The organism is Haemophilus sp. HN_Hi16 (assembly GCF_049823435.1).
Taxonomy (GTDB): domain Bacteria; phylum Pseudomonadota; class Gammaproteobacteria; order Enterobacterales; family Pasteurellaceae; genus Haemophilus; species Haemophilus influenzae_D.
The window spans coordinates 1,778,491-1,799,087 of record NZ_CP187500.1 but is presented as its reverse complement, the minus strand read 5'-3'; the positions used below and the strand labels follow the sequence as shown (position 1 = coordinate 1,799,087).

Genomic DNA, 20,597 nt, shown 5'->3' with positions numbered 1-20,597 from the left:
GTTTTTTCACAACTGTGATCTAGTCCACAATTGTAAATAATCACTATAAAAAATTAAATAATGTAACGGATAAGAACTTGTTTTTTCATAAGAAGATGAAAAACTTCATCATCTAGAAAGCAGTATGTTAGGTAACCATTTCTATAAAATTAAAAAACCGCCATTTTATAAATGACGGTTTAAAATTAATAATTACATCTTTTTCTTATTACTAGTATCTATCCATACAGCAAGTAACAAAATGGCACCTTTGACAATATATTGCCAAAAAGTTGGCACATCAAGCATACTCATACCATTATCAAGCGATGTGATGATAAGTGCGCCAATAACAACCCCAAACACACTTCCTACACCTCCCGCTAAGCTTGCCCCTCCAATTACACAAGCTGCAATCGCATCTAGTTCTGCATTTTGCCCTGCCGATGGTGAGCCTGCACCTAAACGAGCACTTAAAATCAACCCTGCTATTGCAACTAACACACCATTCATTGCAAAGATAATCAGTTTTGTTTTCTCTACATCGATACCAGATAATTTTGCCGCATCAATATTGCCACCAATCGCATAAACGTGGCGGCCGAATGAAGTTTTACGAGAGAGGAATAACCCTAAGATTGCAAGAACTGCCAGTACTAAAACAGGAAATGGAATGCCACGATAATCATTAAGTAAATAAATTGCTCCTAATACAATTACTGCAAACAAAGCATATTTCGTAAAATCTTTTGATAATGCAGACACTTCCAGCTGAAGCTGCTGGCGACTTCTACGTTGATAATTTCCCCAAAGAACAAATCCAATAACTGCAATACCACCTAAGATAAACCCTGCAATATCTGATAAATAACCTTGCCCAATAACTATCATAGTTCCACTAATAGGAGATACAGTTGTGCCATTAGTCAAACCAATCAAAATTCCACGGAATGCGAGATAACCTGCAAGTGTAACAATAAAGGATGGCACTTTGCGATAAGCCACCCACCAACCATTCCAAATACCAAAAATTAAACCAAGAGCAATTGTTGCAATAATAGTTACAGGTAATGGGAAGCCCCACCAAACATCGGCAATAGCTGCAAATCCGCCCAGTAGGCCCATAAGTGAACCAACAGATAAGTCAATTTCAGCAGAAATAATGACAAAAACCATTCCAATTGCAAGAATGCCAGTAATTGAAGTTTGGCGTAACAAGTTAGAAATATTTCTTGCACTTAAATAAGCGCCATCAGTAGCAACACTAAAGAATGCCATAATGACGGCAATAGCTATTAACATAATGTAAACTTGTAAATTTACGGATTTTAACTTAAACATAGATTACTCCTTAAGTGCTGTTTCCATAACTTGTTCTTGAGTAAGAGCAGTATTGATAAGACTAGCTTTAAGTTTACCTTGGTGCATAACAAGAACTCTATCACTAATGCCTAAAACTTCTGGTAGTTCTGATGAAATGACAATAATCGCAATCCCTTCTTGTGCTAATTGGTTAATTAACTTATAAATTTCATATTTCGCACCAACATCAATTCCTCTTGTTGGTTCATCTAAAATCAGTATTTTAGGATTTAACAATAAATATTTTGCTAGGATCGCTTTCTGTTGATTACCGCCACTAAGTTGTCCTATTGGCAAATCTGGTGAAAAAGTTTTCACCTTTAGTCGTTTGATGGCTGAGCCAATTATTTGTTCTTCTTTTGCTTCATTAACTACCATTTTTCCGAAGCAATAAGATTTTAAAGAAGAAAGCGTAATGTTTTTGCCAACTCCCATAATAGAAACAATGCCGTGTTTCTTCCGATCTTCAGGAACCATCACAATTTTATGTTCAATCGCTTGGGCACAATTTTTGATATTTACTTGTTTTTGATTGATAAAAATATTTCCTTCAAACTTACCTTCATAAGACCCAAATAAGCATTGCACCATGTCTGTACGACCTGAACCAACTAAACCTGCAACACCTAAAATTTCCCCCTCATGAAGACTAAAACTTACGTTATCAACACGCTTAATATGTGTATTGATTGGATGCCAAGCAGAAAGATTTTCTACTCGTAAAATTTCATCTTTGATTTCATGAGGTTCATGTGGATAAAGTGAGGTAATTTCCCGACCTACCATCATGGTGATAATGTCATCTTCTGTCATTGTTGAAGCGTCTTTCGTTCCAACATGTTCACCATCACGAATGACGCAAATTTTGTCAGATATCGCCTTAACTTCATTGAGTTTATGGGAAATATAGATACAAGCGATATTGTGTGCTTTAAGATCCTTAATAAGATTTAATAAAATTTCCGTTTCTTTTTCGGTAAGTGAAGCCGTTGGTTCATCTAAGACAAGAAGTCTTACTTGTTTATTTAAGGCCTTAGCTATTTCAACTAATTGCTGTTGCCCTAAACCTAATTCTCCTACTCGTGTATTGGGATCGACATCTAATTGCACCTGCTGTAATAAATTTTTGCAACGTAAGTACATTTCATTATCTGCTGTCAAACCTTTATGAGTTATTTCGTTACCCAAAAAAATATTCTCCAATACAGACATATTCTTTACGAGAGTAAGTTCTTGATGAATAATTGAAATGCCTTTTTCTTCAGTATCTCTAATATTCCTTGCTTTTAGTTCACTTTCAGAAAAGTAAATATCACCGCTGTAATCTCCACAAGGATAAATACCGCAAAGTATTTTCATTAATGTAGATTTTCCAGATCCATTTTCACCACATAAAGATAAAATTTCCCCTGCTTCTAATTCAATAGATATATTATGAAGTGCGGTCACATCACCAAATTTTTTTGTGATATGTTTCATTTCCAACAATGCCATATCGTAACTCCCTAAGAGGTAAGGGAAGAGTTTTCTCTTCCCTCTTAAAGTTAGTGATAAATACTTTCCTTAGTATGAAAACCATCTTTAATTACAGTTTCATTAATATTACGTTTATCAACAGCGATAGGATCAAGTAAATACGCAGGAACATTTTTTAAGCCATTATTCAGTTCTGCATTAGCTTCTACTTTTTCATTCTTACTTAATTTAACCGCAATTTCTGCCGCTTTATCTGCAAGTTTCGTAATTGGTTTATAAACAGTCATAGTTTGCGAGCCATTGACAATACGTTTAATTGCAGCTAAATCTGCATCTTGCCCAGAAATTGCGACTTTCCCAGATAAGCCTTGTGCGCTAAGGGCTTGAATCGCACCTCCAGCAGTAGCATCGTTAGATGCAACAACAGCATCCACATTATTTTTATTAGCTGTTAATGCGTTTTCCATAATTTGTAACGCTTTTTCAGCTAACCAAGAATCAACCCATTGATCTCCTACAACCTTAATTTTCCCACTGGCAATTAAAGGATCTAATACTTTCATTTGCCCTTTTCTAAATAATTTTGCATTATTATCTACAGGAGATCCCCCCATTAAAAAATAATTACCTTCTGGTTTTACAGCTACAATACTTTTAGCTTGTAGTTCACCCACTTTTTCATTATCAAAGGAAACATAAAAATCTAAATCTGCATTATTGATTAAACGGTCATACGCTAATACTTTTATTCCTTCCTTTTTAGCTTCAGAAATAACGTTACTTAATACTTCACCGTTATGAGGAATAATTACTAATACATCAATATTTTTATTGATCATATTTTCGATTTGAGAAATTTGTGCTGAATCATCACCATTCGCAGATTGGACAAATACTTTTGCCCCCATTGATTCTGCTTTGTTTACGAAAATATCTCGATCTTTTTGCCATCTTTCTAAACGTAAATCATCAATGGATAAACCAATTTTAAGATCTTTGGAATGGGCAGAACTACTAAATACAGTTAATGCACCAACAAGGGTAAGTAAAGCTGATTTGATTTTCATATTGATACCTCAATAGTTAAGTGAAGGACTAGTTATTGCTCCAGTTGTTAGTTTTCACACTTTAAAAAAGGCTTTCAATTATAAAATCTTTCTCCATTATTACGTTTTTTCACAACTGTGATCCACTCCACAGTTGTAAATAATCAACATAGAAAAATTAAATAACATAATTGATGAAAAGCTAGTTTTTCACAAAAATACGAAAAACTTCATCATCTAGAGAGGAAAATGTTATGACAACCTATTTCGATAAAATTGAAAAAATCTCCTTTGAGGGAGAAAAATCCACAAATCCTTTTGCTTTTAAACATTATGATGCTAATCAAGTAATTTTAGGTAAAACTATGGCTGAACATTTACGCTTAGCTGTGTGTTATTGGCATACCTTTTGCTGGAATGGGAATGATATGTTTGGGCTAGGTTCTTTGGAACGAAGTTGGCAGAAAAATCCAAATTTGCTTGCTGGCGCAGAACAAAAAGCCGATATTGCTTTTGAGTTTTTGAATAAGTTAGGCGTACCTTATTATTGTTTTCATGATGTAGATATTGCACCTGAAGGTAATTCAGTGCGGGAATATGTACAAAATTTTCATCATATTGTTGATATTTTAGAACGCAAACAAGTAGAAACGGGTATACAACTCTTATGGGGAACTGCAAATTGTTTTACTAATCCTCGTTATATGTCTGGTGCAGCAACCAATCCTAATCCTGAGGTTTTTGCCTGGGCTGCAACACAAGTGTTTAATGCAATGAATGCTACTCAACGTTTAGGTGGAGAAAATTACGTATTATGGGGTGGACGTGAGGGATATGAAACTTTATTGAATACCGATTTGAAACGTGAACGTGAACAAATTGGTCGTTTTATGCAAATGGTGGTAGAACATAAGCATAAAATTGGGTTTAAAGGTACATTATTAATCGAGCCAAAACCGCAAGAACCAACTAAACATCAATATGATTATGATGTGGCAACAGTGTATGGTTTCCTAAAACAATTTGGTTTAGAAAAAGAAATTAAAGTTAATATTGAAGCTAACCACGCGACGCTTGCTGGCCATACCTTTCAACATGAAATTGCAACAGCTTGTGCATTAGATATTTTTGGCTCAATTGATGCTAATCGTGGCGATCCACAATTAGGCTGGGATACCGATCAATTCCCAAATAGTGTTGAAGAAAACACGTTAGTTATGTATGAAATTTTAAAACATGGTGGTTTTACTACTGGAGGTTTTAATTTTGATGCGAAAATTCGCCGACAAAGTATTGATCCTTATGATTTATTTTACGCTCATATCGGTGCAATTGATGTATTGGCATTATCCTTAAAACGTGCAGCAAAAATGTTACAAGAGGAAACCTTACAAAAAATTGTTAATGAACGCTATGCAGGTTGGAATAGTGAACTTGGCCAGCATATTTTGCAAGGCAAAACTTCACTTGAAACACTTGCACAACTAGTCCAACAAAAAGATTTAGCGCCAAAACCAGTTTCAGGTCAGCAAGAATATTTGGAAAATTTGGTAAACCAAGTTATTTATAGCTAAAAATGAAGCAAAAGTGCGGTTGTATTTCACCGCACTTTTTTATTTTAGGAGACATTATGTATATAGGAATTGATTGTGGCACACAAGGAACAAAGGCGATAGTGCTTGATTCTGTCCAAAAAAAAGTGATTGGAGTTGGTTACGCAAAACATGGATTAATTACACAATCCAATGGAAGACGTGAACAACAACCAAATTGGTGGATTGAGGCATTACAACAAGCATTACAAATTGCATTGAAACAAGCAAAAAATTCACCGCACTTTTCACCTAATTTAGTGAAGGGAATAGGAATTTCAGGACAACAACATGGACTGGTAATGTTAGATAAAAACGATCGTCCTCTATATAAGGCTAAGCTTTGGTGTGATACAGAAACCGCTACGGAAAATGATATACTGATCGAAAAATTAGGCGGACAAACGGCCGCATTTGAAAAATTAGGTATCATTTGCCAAACTGGTTACACGGCTTCAAAACTGAGTTGGTTTCGTCAAAATTATCCTGATAAATTTGCCAATATTCGCAAAATTATGCTGCCACACGATTATCTAAATTATTGGCTAACAGGAAAATTCTGCACTGAATTTGGTGATGCTTCCGGTAGTGGTTATTTCGATGTTGTGAAAAGAGAATGGAAAAGAGAAGTCTTCAAATATCTTGCGCCAGAATTAAATATGGATGAAGTGTTACCTAAATTACTTTCTGCCGAACAAAAAATCGGTGTGATTAAACCTGAAATTGCGACTTTATTTGGTTTTAATGATAATGTCATCGTCTCCACAGGTGGAGGCGATAATATGATGGGAGCAATTGGTACAGGAAATATTCGAGAAGGGATTGCTACGATGAGTCTCGGTACTTCTGGTACCTTGTATGCTTATACGCAAAAGCCATTACTTAATTTACCACCAATGATCGCAAATTTTTGTTCAAGTAATAATGGCTGGTTACCACTAGTTTGTGTGATGAATATAACCTCCTCAAATAAACAGCTAATGAATTTGCTAAATATTGATATTGAAGAATTAAATCAACTTGCTCAACAAGCACCTATCGGCGCAAATGGCATCACTATTTTACCATTCTTTAATGGTGAAAGAGTTCCACCTTTACCCAATACAAAAGCGAGCATTTTAGGATTAGATTCAAGTAATTTCACACGAGAAAATCTTTGTCGAGCAATGATGGAAAGTGCCACTTTTACGCTTCGCTATGGTTTAGATTTATTTCGTCAAGCTGGTCTCAAAACCTCACAAATTCGCCTAATTGGAGGTGGTGCGAAAAGCTTATTTTGGCGACAAATGATTGCTGATGTAATGAATACCGAAGTGGTATGTTTGCAGGAAGAAGAAGCTGCTGCATTAGGAGGGGCAATTCAAGCTATGTGGGCAAATGGAGAAGGAGAACTTGAATTTTTATGCGACACCTTCATTCACTTAGATGAAAACTCCAAAACTTATCCTAACTTATCACAGGTGAAAAATTATCAAAGTTCTTACGAGCGTTATTTAAAACATTTATCACAATTATACTAAATAAAATCCCCTATACCGAGAGTCTATAGGGGATTTACTACATTAATAATTTATTTTCTATTCAACCACGCCATATATTCAGCCACGCCTTCCGCGACTGTTTTGAATGGTTTATCGTAGCCTGTTGAACGAAGTTTAGTCAAATCTGCTTGAGTATATTCTTGATAACGAGATTTCAAATGTTCTGGGAATGGAATGGTTTCAATCTCGCCTTTACCGTGGAATTTCACTACCGCATCAGCCACTGCACGGAAACTTTCTGCATTTCCTGTACCAAGGTTATAAATACCTGAAATACCATTTTGCCAGCACCAAATATTCACGGCAGCCACATCGCCCACATAAACAAAATCACGGCGGAAGTGTTCGCTGCCTGCAAATAATTTTGGATTTTCGCCTTTTAATATTTGGTTATTCAAGTGGAATGCCACGCTCGCCATAGAATCTTTATGATTTTCACGCGGCCCGTAAACATTGAAATAACGGAAACCACATACTGGCGATTTTGCTTCTGGCAAAATGTTACGCACATATTGATCGAACAAGAATTTAGAATAGCCATAAACATTTAATGGACCTTCAAATTCACGTTCTTCACGGAATACTTTGGTGTCTCCATAAGTTGCTGCGCTTGAGGCATAAAAGAAAGGGATTTCTCGGTCAAGGCAATAATGTAACAACTCTTTAGAATATTCGTAGTTGTTGTGCATAATGTATTTGCCATCCCATTCTGTGGTTGCAGAACATGCCCCTTCGTGGAATACCGCATCAATATCGCCAAATTCGTCGCCTGCAATAATAGAAGCAATGAAATCTTCTTTATCACAATAATCTGCAATGTCTAAATCAACTAAATTGGCAAATTTAGTGCCATCTTTTAAGTTATCTACCACTAAAATATCTTTACGCCCTAAATCATTCAATGCTTTGACAATATTGCTGCCAATAAAACCTGCTCCACCTGTTACGATAATCATAATTCTGTCCTCTTTAAAATAAGTTTGCGTATTGTAATAGATTTTCTACCGCTTAGCCAAAAAACTCTGCGAAAAACAACCGCACTTTTAATCCCCAATAACTCGTGAGGCCTGTTGTAACAAGATCCATTTTGCCTTTACTCAACAGCACAATTGTGGGCGTCACATTAATTTGCCATTGTTGTGCAAGCTCGCCTTTCGGATCATTTACTGTAGTGAAGTGGTAGTCATTTTTTCTTAAATAATCAATCACTTCCGCCTCATTGCCTGAGCGTAACGCCACGGATACAACTTGATAGCCTTCTTTCGTTAAAGAATTAATTGCTGGCGAAGTATAACGACAATAGCCACACCAAGTTCCCCAAAAATAAAGTAATGTGGGTTTGTTTTGATCAAGACTTTCAAGAGAGAACGTATTCCCTTGAAGATCTTGTAACGTGATTTTATTTATTTCCTCTGGCACTACAGGGCGACGAACAAAATCCAGTATGCTAGTCATCACAATAAAAGTTAAAAAGAGGGATAATCCATTCTTGAGTAATTTTTTAATCTTCATTTTATTTATTTATTCCTTATCTTGTTGAGATGATTGTAATTGAGCATAAAACAACAGTCAAAAATAAAGAATTTTTGCTACAATAGGTAAAACATAAATAAAGGAGGAAAATAATGACATCAAATCAACTTGCTCAATATATCGATCACACTGCACTGACTGCAGAAAAAAATGAACAAGATATTTTGACACTCTGTAATGAAGCGATTGAACATGGATTTTATTCTGTATGTATCAATTCTGGTTATATTCCACTTGCTAAAGAAAAACTTGCTGGCTCAAATGTAAAAATTTGTACCGTAGTTGGCTTCCCTTTGGGGGCGAATTTAACCTCAGTCAAAGCATTTGAAACACAAGAATCTATTAAAGTGGGAGCAAATGAGATTGATATGGTGATTAATGTAGGTTGGATAAAATCGCAAAAATGGAATGCAGTAAAACAAGATATTCAAGCGGTGTTTAATGCTTGTGATGGTACGCCATTAAAAGTGATTTTAGAAACTTGTTTGCTCACTAAAGATGAAATAGTGAAAGCCTGTGAAATTTGTAAAGAAATCGGTGTGGCTTTTGTTAAAACATCAACAGGCTTCAATAAAGGTGGTGCGACTGTAGAAGATATTGCATTGATGAAACAAACGGTCGGCAATATTGGTGTTAAAGCATCAGGCGGCGTGCGAGATACTGAAACGGCACTTGCGATGATTAAAGCGGGTGCAACTCGCATTGGTGCAAGTGCGGGCATTGCAATTATTAGCGGTACGCAAGATACCCAAAGCACTTACTAATCCTTTCACGCGTGGTATTCTTTCCACGCGTTTTTACATATTCGACGATTTCTGCAACAAACGATCCATTGCTCGATAGCCCAAGGCTTCCGCTAAGTGCGGTTGAGAAATTTGTTGTTCTCCTTGTAGATCGGCAATGGTTCGAGACACTTTCAAAATACGATGATAAGCCCGAACAGAAAGCCCAAGTTTATTCAGTGCTTTTTCAAGGAAAAAGGCATCTTTATCGTTTAACTTGCAATCACGCTCAATCTCTTTACTGTTCAAATAAGCGTTAATTTTTCCCGCTCTTTCCATTTGAATCTCTCGCACTTTTAACACTTTTTTACGAACTTGTGCGCTGGTTTCGCCACGATCGCCCGTATTTTGTAAGCTACCTTGTGGCAATAAAGGCACTTCAATAGACAAGTCAAAGCGATCTAAAAAGGGCCCTGAAAGTCGATTTAAATAACGCATAATTTGTTGCGGTGAAGTGCGGTTATGTGTTCCAGTATAATGACCTGTGGGGCTTGGATTCATCGCTGCCACCAATTGAAAACGAGCTGGAAATTGAATTTTTGCATTAGCACGAGAAATAATAATCTCACCACTTTCCAAAGGCTGACGTAGCGCATCTAACACTTTTCGTTCAAACTCTGGAAGTTCATCAAGAAAAAGTACCCCATTTGTTGCTAAGGATATTTCACCAGGTTTTGGGATCGTTCCACCACCAACTAAAGCTGGCATTGATGCACTATGGTGCGGGGCGCGAAAAGGACGTTGTTTCCAATTATGAAAATTTAACTCGTTTTGCACTAAACTCGTTACAGATGCCGTTTCAATCGCTTCTAAATCAGTCATTTCAGGTAAAAGCCCTGTTAATCGGCTGGCTAACATGGTTTTCCCTGTACCCGGTGGGCCAAGAAAGAGTAAATTATGCTGCCCCGCTGCGGCAATGGTTAATGCACGTTTAGCGTGCTGTTGTCCAATAATATCCGTTAAATCTAATGTATTTTTACCCGAAAAATTTACCGCACTTTCTTTCACAATTTCAGTGGCGATAGGTAATTTTTCCTGACCATTGAGAAATTGCACCACATCTAAAAGTGTTTGCGCAAAATAAGTATTTTGATCAGAAACAAGTGAGGCTTCATTGGCATTTTGCTTCGCAATGATTAACTCTCGCTTTGATTTTTGTGCTGCAAGAATAGCGGGAATTACACCGTGTACGCCACGTAATTGCCCCGTAAGTGCAAGCTCCGCTACAAATTCAAATTGCTTTAAGCAGCTCGCATCAAGCTGATCCGATGCAGCTAAAATTCCGATGGCAATAGGCAAATCAAATCGTCCGCCTTCTTTAGGCAAATCCGCAGGTGCGAGATTCACGGTAATGCGTTTGGCTGGGTATTTAAATTGTGCATTCATCAATGCACTACGCACCCGATCTTGTGCCTCTTTCACGGTTTTTTCGGGCAAACCAACAAGTATAAATCCGGGTTTTCCGTTGCTTAAATGTACCTCAATAGTAACAAGCGGCGCTTGCACCCCCATAGAGGCACGGCTGTAAACAATAGCAAGAGACATTATAATCCTTAAAGTGTGGTAAAAATGGAGATAGTTTTGGCACTATAAAAAAAGCACGTAATGAAATCATTCATCCCGTGCTTTTTTTGCGATCTAGATCGCAATATTTGTATTTTATTCCGCAAAAAGTGGCGAAAACCAAAAATCTAATTTCGCTGCAAGTTTATCAATTCCAATTTTATTTTGTGCAGAAAAAGCTTCAACTTGTATATCGCCTTGAAATGGAAGAATTGCTTCATGCACCATTTTTACTTGTTTACTACGTGAGCTTTGGCTTAATTTATCGGCTTTAGTCAGTAATAAAAGAACTGGTAAATCAGCTGAAACCGCCCATTCAATCATTTGTTGGTCAAGATCTTTAAGCGGATGGCGAATATCCATCAACACAACTAACCCTGCCAAACATTCGCGTTTTTGTAAATATTCGCCTAAGGATTTTTGCCATTGAATTTTCATCTGCTCTGGCACGGCAGCATAACCATAGCCCGGTAAATCCACCAATTTACAATTTGGTTCCACTTCAAATAAGTTGATTAGTTGGGTACGCCCCGGTGTTTTTGAGGTACGGGCTAAACTTTTTTGATTGGTTAATGCATTAAGTGCGGTTGATTTTCCTGCATTTGAACGACCCGCAAATGCAATTTCAATGCCCGTATCTTCAGGAATAGAACGAATATTCGGCGCGCTCGTTAAAAAGTGGGTTTTGTGGTAATTAAGTTTAATTTCAGACATAAGGATTCCTTTTAAAAATTGTGTTTAGAATAGCATAAATGGAAAATTTCCTGAAATTATGTCAAAATTCTCTCCGAAATTATAATCAACTAATGGCACTCCAGATGACAACAAAAACAACTTACCAATGGCCTCAATCTAAGGATCTTTATCCATATCGACCAGGGCGTTTTGATGCACCAAAACATTGGCGTTATAACTTACGTAGCTTTTTAAATCGTGGTTCAATTCGTCGCTTTGAACAATTTATCAATCAACATCCTTTTCTCGTCGATATTTTTAATACGCACTTGGATTATAGTTATCCTGTTGCTTGTCGTTTTCTCGATAAACGTTTCAATGCATCACAACGATTTAATGCCATTTGTGAGAATCTTTTATTTTTACCCAAAAAACTTACCGCACTTTCTACGCCGTTATGGGAAAAACCATTAAGTTTTGGCGAAGTCATTCCTGATTTTGAAATGACATTAAGCATGACAACCCATCAACCGATGGAGGGGTATTGGGTATTGGAGCTATGGCATAAACCAAGAAATGAATTAGTTTATTTGCTTACCTTTGCCAAATTGGGCGATGCGCTTCTTATTGCTGTTGTACAAGGGCCAAATTTTGAAGGCTCAAAGGAAATGGTAAAACAACTAACTAAATCTTGCCACGGTTTGCGCCCAGCCTATTTAATGGTTGAAACCATGAAATCACTCACGAAAATCTTAGGCTACGATAAATTGCTTGGCATTCCGCAAAAATACCAAAATAAATCTCGTTTCATTCAAAGTAAACAATACACGGTGGATTATGATGCGATTTTTGGCGAATCAGGCGGAGAATTAAAAGATTACTGGGAATTGCCTTTAGAAATGGATAGAAATCTGGATGATGTGCCAAGTAAAAAACGTTCCATGTATCGTAAACGTTATGCGATGCTAGATGATTTGGCTAAAGTAATTGAAGAAAAATTAGGATTGTAAAAGTAAAAAGTGCGGTGAATTTTAACCGCACTTTTTGTTTTATAAGACTTTCAAGCAAGCCACAAAATGGCTGTTGTTTTGGCTGGTGAGAGGTGGTTTTTGTTTCGCACAATTCTCATCAGCCTTTAGACAGCGAGTACGAAATACGCAACCAGACGGTGGATTAATTGGCGAAGGCAAATCACCTTCAAGTAATTCGATGGATTTATTGCGTTCCAATTTTGGATCGGGGATCGGAACAGCAGACATTAAAGCTTTGGTATAAGGATGTTTGGTATCGTTATATACTTCCACATCGCTGCCTAATTCCATTGCATTGCCTAAATACATCACTAATACGCGGTCAGAAATATGTTTTACCACCGCTAAATCATGAGCGATAAAAATTAAGGAAAGCCCCATTTCTTTTTGCAGGGATTTCAATAAATTCACCACTTGAGCCTGAATCGACACATCTAACGCTGAAACGGGCTCATCACAAATGATCATTTTGGGCTCAATGATTAATGCACGAGCAATACCGATACGCTGACATTGACCACCAGAAAATTCATGTGGGTAGCGGTTAATCAAGTTCGGTAAAAGCCCAACTTTCAACATCATAGCTTGCACTTTTTCTTTCACTTCGGCGGCACTTAAGTGCGGTTGGTAGATCTTTAATGGCTCAGCAATGATTTCGCCAATATTCATTCGCGGATTGAGAGAGGCTAGTGGGTCTTGGAAAATCATTTGAATATCTTTACGCGTTTCTTTCCATTGTTTCGCTGATTGTTTTCGTAAATGTTTACCAAGCCACAAGATTTCCCCTTCACTCGCTTCGACTAAACCGATAATAGTGCGTGCAAGTGTGGATTTACCACAACCAGATTCACCTACTACGCCGAGAGTTTCACCTGCGTAAAGTTTAAAAGACACATCCTTCACCGCTTTTAAGGTTTGCGGTTTGGCGAAGAAAAGGGATTTATCATTTTTAATTTTAAAACTGACGCCTAAGTGATTGACTTCAAGGAGTAATTCTTTGTTGTTTGAGACTGTCATAGGTTAAATTTCTCCGTTGGTAACCAACAATTACGTAATTGACCGTGATTAAATGTAGTCAGTTTTGGCGCAATTTGGCATTGTTCAGTAGCAAATTGGCAACGAGGTGAGAATGGACAACCTTTTGGCAAATGCAATAAATTCGGTGGATTGCCAGGAATGGTTACCAAGTGTTCTTCATTGCCGTCTAAGCGAGGAATCGCATCCATTAAGCCTATGGAATAGGGATGGGTTGGATGATAGAAAATTTGTTCCGCTGTGCCGTATTCCATGGTTCGTCCAGCATACATCACCATGACTTGATCGCAAATACCTGCTACCACACCTAAATCGTGAGTGATCATAATAATTGCAGTATTAAATTCACGTTTTAGTTCATTTAATAAAGTCATGATTTGTGCTTGAACGGTCACATCCAAAGCTGTTGTTGGTTCATCTGCAATGAGTAGTTTGGGACGGCATAATAAGGCCATCGCAATCATCACCCGTTGACGCATACCGCCAGAAAACTCGTGCGGATACATGCCCATGCGTTTTTTAGCTTCTGGCATTTTAACTGCGTCTAACATTTTCACGGATTCGGCAAAGGCAGTTTGTTTATCATAGCCCTTGTGCAATTGCAGCACTTCCATGAGTTGTTCACCGATTTTCATGTAAGGATTTAGCGACGTCATTGGATCTTGGAAAATCATGGAAATTTGCTCGGCGCGGATTTTATTCAATTCAGCATTCGGTAAATTAACTAATTCTTTCCCTTCAAAAATGGCAGAGCCTTCCACTTCACCGTTGGCTGCCAATAAACCCATTAAGGCAAAGGCTGTTTGTGACTTGCCTGATCCACTTTCGCCTACGATGCCCAGCGTGCTTCCTGCATTCAGCGTGAAGTTTAAGTCATTCACTGCTGTAACGACGCCATCTGGTGTTTTGAAGCGAACGTAGAGATTTTTTATATCTAATAAAGGATTCATTATTCGCTCCTATCTATCTTTCGGATCGAGTGCATCACGCAACCCGTCACCGATAAAGTTAAAACAAAATAGGGTAAGGCAAAGGAAAAATGCCGGGAAAATTAATAACCAAGGCGACACTTCCATTTGTGCAGCACCATCACTTAAGAGTGCACCCCAGCTACTCATCGGTTCTTGAGTTCCTAATCCTAAGAAACTTAAGAATGATTCAAATAGAATGAGTCCTGGTACTTCAAGCGAGGCATAAACTGCCACTAAACCTAATACATTCGGAATAATGTGTTTCAAAATGATTTGGCGACGAGGTACGCCACAAACGATGGCGGCTTCGACGAATTCTTTATTTTTTAGGCTGAGGGTTTGTCCGCGTACAATACGTGCAAGACCAAGCCAAGCAATGGCCCCGATAGCGATAAAAATTAAGAAAATGTTTTGGCCAAAAAGAGTCACCAACAAAATCACGAAAAACATAAATGGAAATGAGCTGAGAATCTCTAAAAAGCGCATCATCAGCATATCTGTTTTACCGCCTACATAGCCAGAAATCGCTCCATAAATTGTGCCGATAGTCACGGAAATGAAAGCACCAGCAATACCGACCAATAATGAAATCCGTCCACCGATAGCAGTGCGTACCAATAAATCTCGACCCGATGCGTCGGTACCGAAGAAGTGATAGCCTTCCATTGTTGGTGCGGCACTCATCATATTCCAATCGGTATCTTCATAGGTAAATGGGAAGAACCAAGGCGCTACGGTGATAAATATAATAATAAACGCCAAAATAATCAGACTGGCAACGGCCGCTTTGTTGCGGAAAAAACGGCGTTTCGCATCTTGCCATAGGCTGCGGCCTTCCAGTTGCATTTCTTCAATACGGTCAGCCACTTGTTCCACAAAATCCGCATTTTTCTGATTAATCGGCTGAGTACGATAATCTGTCATAATTTATCCTTAATAACGAATTTTTGGATCGATGATGGCGTATAAAATATCCACAATCGCATTAAATAAAATGGTTAATGTCCCCACTAAAATGGTGAGGCTCAAAACTAAAGAGTAATCGCGGTTCAATGCGCCGTTTACAAATAATAATCCCATGCCAGGTAAACCAAATACGCTTTCGATGACCATTGAGCCGGTAATAATCCCTACGAAAGCAGGTCCTAAATAGGTTATCACGGGTAAAAGTGCGGGACGCAAAGCATGTTTTAAAATGATTCTCGACATGGAAAGTCCTTTAGCTTTGGCGGTTCGAATAAAGTTGGAATGTAACACTTCAATCATTGAACCACGCATGATACGCGCAATCCCTGCAACATAAGCGATAGTTAAGGAGGCTACAGGTAAGATCATGTACATGGCGGTACCGCCGTTCCAACCGCCAGCTGGCAGCCATCCTAGATAAATGGCGAAAATTAGCACTAAAACAGGTGCAAATACGAAGCTTGGCATAATGACCCCAAGCATCGAGAAACTCATCAAAATATAATCCCAACGGCTATTTTGATTGAGAGCGGCGAGCGTACCTGCTGTTACTCCTAGCACGACTGCAAAGGCGAAGGCAGCCATTCCCAATTTTATGGAAACAGGGAAAGCTGACGCGATTAAATCATTGACTGATTGGTCTTTATATTTAAAAGAGGGACCAAAATCTCCTTTGGAAAGATTTTCTAAATAAAGGAAATATTGTTTATATAATGGTTCATTTAAATGATACTTCGCTTCGATATTAGCCATGACTTCTGGCGGATAAGCGCGTTCAGAAGTGAACGGGCTGCCAGGGGCAAGACGCATCAAAAAGAAAGAAAAAGTAATCAAAATAAACAGCGTCGGCAAGGCTTCCAACAGCCGTTTAAAAATAAACTTGAGCATAACAACTCCAACCAAAATGGGCGAAAAGTGCGGTCAAAAAATACGACGATTTTTAACCGCACTTAAATACGAGCAACGAATTAATGTTTAATAATATAAAGATTGCGTAAGTAAATATGATCTTGTGGATCTTTGCCTGAATAACCTTTTACGTAAGGTTTCACTAAGCGTGGATTCACATAGTTAAAGATTGGTACGATACCGTAATCTTTTCCAAGAATTTCTTCGGCTTTCGCATAAGCTTTTGCACGACCTTCTGCATCAGTTGCTGCGTAAGATTCTGCCATCGCTTTATCATATTCTGGGTTCGCGTATTTCGCGGTATTGTTACTAGAATTAGATAAGAAATAGTTGCCGAATGTTGTTGCTTGGTTGTAATCCGCACTCCATCCTGCGCGCGCCGTATCGTAACGACCTGCACGACGGCTATCAATGTAAGTTTTCCACTCTTGGTTTTCTAATTTCACATCAATCAAACCTTTGGTGTTCGCTTTCCACATAGATGCTGCAGCAATAGCCACTTTTTTGTGGTTTTCATTGGTATTATAAAGAATGCTGAATTTCAACGGATTCGCTTTACTGTAACCAGCTTCTTCTAAGAGTTTAATGGCTTCTTCATTACGTTGTGCCATCGGTTCTTTTGAATAAGCAGGTTGTTGAATGAGATGACCTTCTTCGATGTAAGTTGGGGTAAACACATAGGTTGGTGTTTGACCTTGGCCCAATACTTTATCGGTGATCACATTACGATCAAGGGATAAGTTCAAGGCTTTACGAATATTCACGTTATCAAAAGGTGCTTTCTTATTGTTTAATTCATAAGAATAAGTTCCTAGGGTACGAGTAACGTATACTTCGCCTGGCAATTCTTTTTGTAATTTAGCGAATTGTTCTGGCGGTAAACCATAACTGGTCATGTCTAAATCGCCCGCACGATAACGCGCTACATCGGTACTTGGGTTTTCAATGGCGAGGAATGTCGCGCTATTGATTACGGTTTCTTTATCGTTCCAATAAAGTGGGTTACGTTCAAATTCGATTTTTTCGTTAATGATGTGGTTAGCCAGCTTATACGCACCGTTACCCACGTAGTTTTCTTTTTTCACCCATGCATCACCCAATTTTTCGACTACTTTTTGTGGTAATGGCAATAAGGATTGGTGAGTCGTTAAACTGACTGCATAAGGCACAGGATTGGTTGCATGAACCACAAAGGTGTAATCATCTTTTGCTTCCACGCCTAATTCAGCCGGTTTTTTCTTACCGTCAATAATGTCTTGCGCATTTTCAACTTGTAAATAACTTAAGTAACTCGCATAAGGTGCAGCAGTGGCAGGATCCACTAAGCGACGCCACGCAAACACGAAATCGTGTGCAGTAACAGGATCTCCGTTTGACCATTTAGCATCTTTACGTAAATGGAATGTCCAGGTTTTGAAGTCAGGTGTATTTTCCCAACTTTCAGCCACACCCGGTTGAAGTTTACCTTCAGAGTCTGAGGTGACTAAGCCTTCAAGTAATTGATAAGCAACGTTAGATTCTGGCACACCTTCGGTTTTGTGTGGGTCAAAACTTTGTGGTTCAGCCCCATTATTGAACACGATATGCTGTTTTTCATCTAATTGTGTTCCTTCAGGCACTATAACTGCTTGCGCAGAATAGGAAAGAGCAAGAGCGATTGCAGAGAAGAGTAGTTTGTGTTGCATTTGAGCCTCCTTGTCATTAGGCGATATTTTTATAAAAAGTCTTCTACTTATTAGCTCAAAAATTCATTTTTGTAAAGATTTGTCAGGAAATTATTTGAAGAAAAATTGAGTTTTGTGAGTTGTGTCTAATAAATCGCTAAAAAAATTGCTAAAAGTGATGATATGAGAGGGGGGATCTAGGATGTATTGATTTTTCCTATTGTAAATATTTTCCTACATAAATTACCTTTTTAATGCTAATTGTGCTATCGTAACCTGATTAGATTTAAACAAGTCCATTCAAGGAGAATACAATGACAACACAGTTAGATTCACTTCGTAATATGACCGTCGTCGTAGCTGATACTGGCGATATCGACGCAATTAAAAAATATCAACCACAAGATGCGACTACTAACCCATCATTAATTCTAAGTGCTTCAGCATTACCACAATACGCCCCATTAATTGATGAAGCGGTAGCTTATGCAAAAGCTCAAAGCAATGATAAAGCACAACAACTTATTGATGCAGAAGATAAATTAGCGGTAAATATTGGTTTAGAAATTTTAAAAATCGTTCCAGGACGTATTTCTACTGAAGTGGATGCACGTCTTTCTTACAACACACAAGCAACAGTTGAAAAAGCGCGTAAATTGATCGCAATTTATAATGCAGTTGGCATTTCAAATGATCGTATTTTGATTAAAATCGCTTCCACATGGCAAGGTATCCGAGCTGCAGAAATCCTTGAAAAAGAAGGCATTAACTGTAACTTAACCTTATTATTCTCTGAAGCGCAAGCTCGTGCTTGTGCAGAAGCAGGCGTTTACTTAATTTCTCCATTTGTAGGTCGTATTTTAGACTGGTACAAAGCAAATTCAGACAAAAAAGAATATGCGCCAGCAGAAGACCCAGGCGTTATTTCTGTTACCAAAATCTATAATTACTACAAAGAATATGGCTACAACACCGTTGTGATGGGCGCGAGCTTCCGTAATGTAGGAGAAATTACTGAACTTGCAGGTTGCGATCGCTTAACCATTGCACCGGCATTACTGAAAGAATTACAAGAAAATTCAACCGCACTTGTACGCAAACTTGAATACAAAGGCGAAGTAAAAGCGAAACCACAACCATTAACAGAAGCTGAGTTCTACTGGCAACATAACAGCGATGCAATGGCCGTTGAAAAATTAGCAGAGGGTATTCGTAAATTTGCTGTTGACCAAGAAAAATTGGAAGCCATGCTTTCAGCAAAACTTTAATCCATAATTCAATATAAAAAATAACCGCACTTCAATCTGCTCTTGAATTAGTTAAAGAAAATATTTAACTAATTTGAGTGCAGATTTTTTATTTATTAAGATATAAAAGTGCGGTAAAAATTTAGTTTGTTTTTTGTTTAATTGAACAAACATTGCAAAATATCAAATTTTGTTGAAATAATTTTTGCTTTTCTTTGCAATGAAAGGGGAGGAGAGTAAAATAACGCCAATTATAGAAGTATTTGTAGCCGTAAACTTGTTAAAATTATTAAATTTTCATCAACTTTTTCAATTTCAATAGTTGGAGTTTGATTATGGCATCAGAAAATCAAAAACTATCTTCTGTTGCTCTCACGCCAGTTGAAGCAACGGATTATGCAGAAAATACAGCGACTTATAAAGCAAATAAACGTCCATTTTTATCGTTTATGTCCGGCATTAGTGCCGGTGCTTGTATTGCCTTAGCCTTTGTATTTTACACAACAACACAAACTGCTAGTGCAGGTGCACCTTGGGGATTAACCAAGTTAGTAGGTGGATTAGTCTTCTCCTTGGGCGTAATTATGGTGGTGATTTTAGGATCTGAATTATTCACCTCTTCTACTTTAACTTTAGTCGCTCGAGTGGGCGGTAGAATCACTACGACACAAATGATTCGAAATTGGATCGTGGTGTATTTAGGCAACTTCGTTGGTGGTTTGTTTATTGCCGCTGTTATTTGGTTTGGTGGACAAACAATGGCAGCAAATGGCCAATGGGGTTTAACGATTCTTGCAACCGCCCAACATAAAATTCATCACACGTGGTTTGAAGCTTTTAACCTAGGTATTTTATGTAACATTATGGTGTGTGTGGCGGTTTGGATGTCTTATTCTGGTAAGACTGTTACAGACAAAGCATTTATTATGATTATGCCGATTGGTTTGTTTGTTGCATCAGGATTTGAACACTGTGTGGCTAATATGTTTATGATTCCAATGGGAATTATTACTGCACATTTTAGTACACCTGAATTTTGGCAACAAATCGGTGTTGATCCGATGAAATATGCAGATTTAGATTTGTACCATTTCATTGTGAAGAATTTAATCCCTGTAACGTTGGGAAATATTGTCGGCGGGGCAATTTGTATTGGTGTATTCCAACGTTATTTAACCAAAACGCATTAAAGATTTACTTACTTATTTATTAATTAACAAAGGAA

Annotated in this window: 18 protein-coding genes; 6 read left to right on the top strand and 12 right to left on the bottom strand. The window is 37.9% G+C overall.

All coding sequences use genetic code 11. The annotated features are described in order from the left end of the window. Window positions 1–192: 192 nt before the first annotated feature. The 3 genes from ACPT9C_RS08930 to xylF are packed head-to-tail and all read right to left on the bottom strand — an operon-like array spanning window position 193 to window position 3,884. On the bottom strand, window positions 193–1,320 hold the full coding sequence (locus tag ACPT9C_RS08930; RefSeq protein ID WP_061671396.1) for a sugar ABC transporter permease: 1,128 nt from the start codon (window positions 1,318–1,320) through the stop codon (window positions 193–195). A gap of 3 nt (window positions 1,321–1,323) precedes the next feature. Then, window positions 1,324–2,835: a D-xylose ABC transporter ATP-binding protein gene (xylG, locus tag ACPT9C_RS08925; RefSeq protein WP_021034919.1), complete on the bottom strand. Its 1,512-nt coding sequence runs from the start codon at window positions 2,833–2,835 to the stop codon at window positions 1,324–1,326. Between the two features lie 50 nt (window positions 2,836–2,885). After that, complete coding sequence (gene xylF, locus ACPT9C_RS08920; protein ID WP_021034920.1) at window positions 2,886–3,884, bottom strand: D-xylose ABC transporter substrate-binding protein; 999 nt, start codon at window positions 3,882–3,884, stop codon at window positions 2,886–2,888. A 233-nt stretch (window positions 3,885–4,117) separates the two neighbouring features. Here xylF and xylA point away from each other — a divergent pair, with 233 nt between their 5' ends. Both xylA and xylB read left to right on the top strand, forming a co-directional pair. Continuing rightward, the gene (gene xylA, locus ACPT9C_RS08915) at window positions 4,118–5,437 is read left to right on the top strand and encodes a xylose isomerase (RefSeq protein ID WP_042593772.1); all 1,320 of its coding nucleotides are present in this window, start codon (window positions 4,118–4,120) and stop codon (window positions 5,435–5,437) included. 56 nt (window positions 5,438–5,493) lie between these two features. Further along, the gene (xylB, locus tag ACPT9C_RS08910; RefSeq protein WP_050948572.1) at window positions 5,494–6,975 is read left to right on the top strand and encodes a xylulokinase; all 1,482 of its coding nucleotides are present in this window, start codon (window positions 5,494–5,496) and stop codon (window positions 6,973–6,975) included. A gap of 50 nt (window positions 6,976–7,025) precedes the next feature. Here the strand turns inward: xylB and rfaD are convergent, their stop codons facing one another. Continuing rightward, window positions 7,026–7,952 carry an ADP-glyceromanno-heptose 6-epimerase gene (gene rfaD, locus ACPT9C_RS08905; RefSeq protein ID WP_050848338.1) on the bottom strand — a complete coding sequence of 309 codons (927 nt, stop codon included), beginning with the start codon at window positions 7,950–7,952 and terminating at the stop codon, window positions 7,026–7,028. A gap of 52 nt (window positions 7,953–8,004) precedes the next feature. Then, window positions 8,005–8,508: a protein disulfide oxidoreductase gene (locus ACPT9C_RS08900; RefSeq protein ID WP_050948571.1), complete on the bottom strand. Its 504-nt coding sequence runs from the start codon at window positions 8,506–8,508 to the stop codon at window positions 8,005–8,007. Window positions 8,509–8,621: 113 nt separating this feature from the next. Here ACPT9C_RS08900 and deoC point away from each other — a divergent pair, with 113 nt between their 5' ends. After that, on the top strand, window positions 8,622–9,293 hold the full coding sequence (gene deoC / locus ACPT9C_RS08895) for a deoxyribose-phosphate aldolase (protein ID WP_050948570.1): 672 nt from the start codon (window positions 8,622–8,624) through the stop codon (window positions 9,291–9,293). Between the two features lie 33 nt (window positions 9,294–9,326). Here the strand turns inward: deoC and ACPT9C_RS08890 are convergent, their stop codons facing one another. After that, complete coding sequence (locus ACPT9C_RS08890) at window positions 9,327–10,856, bottom strand: YifB family Mg chelatase-like AAA ATPase (protein WP_050948569.1); 1,530 nt, start codon at window positions 10,854–10,856, stop codon at window positions 9,327–9,329. Window positions 10,857–10,970: 114 nt separating this feature from the next. Next, window positions 10,971–11,588 carry a ribosome biogenesis GTP-binding protein YihA/YsxC gene (gene yihA, locus ACPT9C_RS08885; protein ID WP_050948568.1) on the bottom strand — a complete coding sequence of 206 codons (618 nt, stop codon included), beginning with the start codon at window positions 11,586–11,588 and terminating at the stop codon, window positions 10,971–10,973. Between the two features lie 104 nt (window positions 11,589–11,692). Between yihA and ACPT9C_RS08880 the strand changes: the two genes are divergently transcribed. Continuing rightward, a complete protein-coding gene (locus ACPT9C_RS08880) occupies window positions 11,693–12,559 on the top strand; it encodes a VirK/YbjX family protein (RefSeq protein WP_050948567.1) in 867 nt (288 codons plus the stop codon). Between the two features lie 39 nt (window positions 12,560–12,598). Here the strand turns inward: ACPT9C_RS08880 and oppF are convergent, their stop codons facing one another. The 5 genes from oppF to ACPT9C_RS08855 form a co-directional block, all read right to left on the bottom strand. Beyond that, window positions 12,599–13,597, bottom strand: coding sequence for a murein tripeptide/oligopeptide ABC transporter ATP binding protein OppF (gene oppF, locus ACPT9C_RS08875; RefSeq protein WP_050948566.1), 999 nt, complete (start codon window positions 13,595–13,597; stop codon window positions 12,599–12,601). Then, the gene (locus ACPT9C_RS08870; RefSeq protein WP_114892776.1) at window positions 13,594–14,565 is read right to left on the bottom strand and encodes an ABC transporter ATP-binding protein; all 972 of its coding nucleotides are present in this window, start codon (window positions 14,563–14,565) and stop codon (window positions 13,594–13,596) included. The genes oppF and ACPT9C_RS08870 overlap by 4 nt, the downstream gene beginning before the upstream one ends. A gap of 9 nt (window positions 14,566–14,574) precedes the next feature. Further along, a complete protein-coding gene (gene oppC / locus ACPT9C_RS08865; RefSeq protein WP_005651799.1) occupies window positions 14,575–15,510 on the bottom strand; it encodes an oligopeptide ABC transporter permease OppC in 936 nt (311 codons plus the stop codon). 9 nt (window positions 15,511–15,519) lie between these two features. Beyond that, complete coding sequence (gene oppB, locus ACPT9C_RS08860; protein ID WP_046067751.1) at window positions 15,520–16,440, bottom strand: oligopeptide ABC transporter permease OppB; 921 nt, start codon at window positions 16,438–16,440, stop codon at window positions 15,520–15,522. 80 nt (window positions 16,441–16,520) lie between these two features. Further along, complete coding sequence (locus ACPT9C_RS08855; RefSeq protein WP_423717250.1) at window positions 16,521–18,146, bottom strand: ABC transporter substrate-binding protein; 1,626 nt, start codon at window positions 18,144–18,146, stop codon at window positions 16,521–16,523. A 293-nt stretch (window positions 18,147–18,439) separates the two neighbouring features. Between ACPT9C_RS08855 and tal the strand changes: the two genes are divergently transcribed. Further along, on the top strand, window positions 18,440–19,393 hold the full coding sequence (gene tal, locus ACPT9C_RS08850) for a transaldolase (protein ID WP_050948563.1): 954 nt from the start codon (window positions 18,440–18,442) through the stop codon (window positions 19,391–19,393). Between the two features lie 314 nt (window positions 19,394–19,707). Further along, window positions 19,708–20,562: a formate transporter FocA gene (focA, locus tag ACPT9C_RS08845; protein ID WP_005658158.1), complete on the top strand. Its 855-nt coding sequence runs from the start codon at window positions 19,708–19,710 to the stop codon at window positions 20,560–20,562. Window positions 20,563–20,597 lie beyond the last annotated feature (35 nt).

What these genes read in the sequence shown, in the direction of transcription:
- oppB (WP_046067751.1), bottom strand. Translation starts at nt 16,440, where the DNA reads ATGCTCAAGTTTATTTTTAAACGGCTGTTGGAAGCCTTGCCGACGCTG.
- xylG (WP_021034919.1), bottom strand. Translation starts at nt 2,835, where the DNA reads ATGGCATTGTTGGAAATGAAACATATCACAAAAAAATTTGGTGATGTG.
- rfaD (WP_050848338.1), bottom strand. Translation starts at nt 7,952, where the DNA reads ATGATTATCGTAACAGGTGGAGCAGGTTTTATTGGCAGCAATATTGTC.
- ACPT9C_RS08870 (WP_114892776.1), bottom strand. Translation starts at nt 14,565, where the DNA reads ATGAATCCTTTATTAGATATAAAAAATCTCTACGTTCGCTTCAAAACA.
- xylA (WP_042593772.1), top strand. Translation starts at nt 4,118, where the DNA reads ATGACAACCTATTTCGATAAAATTGAAAAAATCTCCTTTGAGGGAGAA.
- ACPT9C_RS08930 (WP_061671396.1), bottom strand. Translation starts at nt 1,320, where the DNA reads ATGTTTAAGTTAAAATCCGTAAATTTACAAGTTTACATTATGTTAATA.
- ACPT9C_RS08880 (WP_050948567.1), top strand. Translation starts at nt 11,693, where the DNA reads ATGACAACAAAAACAACTTACCAATGGCCTCAATCTAAGGATCTTTAT.
- tal (WP_050948563.1), top strand. Translation starts at nt 18,440, where the DNA reads ATGACAACACAGTTAGATTCACTTCGTAATATGACCGTCGTCGTAGCT.
- oppC (WP_005651799.1), bottom strand. Translation starts at nt 15,510, where the DNA reads ATGACAGATTATCGTACTCAGCCGATTAATCAGAAAAATGCGGATTTT.
- xylB (WP_050948572.1), top strand. Translation starts at nt 5,494, where the DNA reads ATGTATATAGGAATTGATTGTGGCACACAAGGAACAAAGGCGATAGTG.
- ACPT9C_RS08855 (WP_423717250.1), bottom strand. Translation starts at nt 18,146, where the DNA reads ATGCAACACAAACTACTCTTCTCTGCAATCGCTCTTGCTCTTTCCTAT.
- ACPT9C_RS08900 (WP_050948571.1), bottom strand. Translation starts at nt 8,508, where the DNA reads ATGAAGATTAAAAAATTACTCAAGAATGGATTATCCCTCTTTTTAACT.
- yihA (WP_050948568.1), bottom strand. Translation starts at nt 11,588, where the DNA reads ATGTCTGAAATTAAACTTAATTACCACAAAACCCACTTTTTAACGAGC.
- xylF (WP_021034920.1), bottom strand. Translation starts at nt 3,884, where the DNA reads ATGAAAATCAAATCAGCTTTACTTACCCTTGTTGGTGCATTAACTGTA.
- oppF (WP_050948566.1), bottom strand. Translation starts at nt 13,597, where the DNA reads ATGACAGTCTCAAACAACAAAGAATTACTCCTTGAAGTCAATCACTTA.
- deoC (WP_050948570.1), top strand. Translation starts at nt 8,622, where the DNA reads ATGACATCAAATCAACTTGCTCAATATATCGATCACACTGCACTGACT.
- ACPT9C_RS08890 (WP_050948569.1), bottom strand. Translation starts at nt 10,856, where the DNA reads ATGTCTCTTGCTATTGTTTACAGCCGTGCCTCTATGGGGGTGCAAGCG.
- focA (WP_005658158.1), top strand. Translation starts at nt 19,708, where the DNA reads ATGGCATCAGAAAATCAAAAACTATCTTCTGTTGCTCTCACGCCAGTT.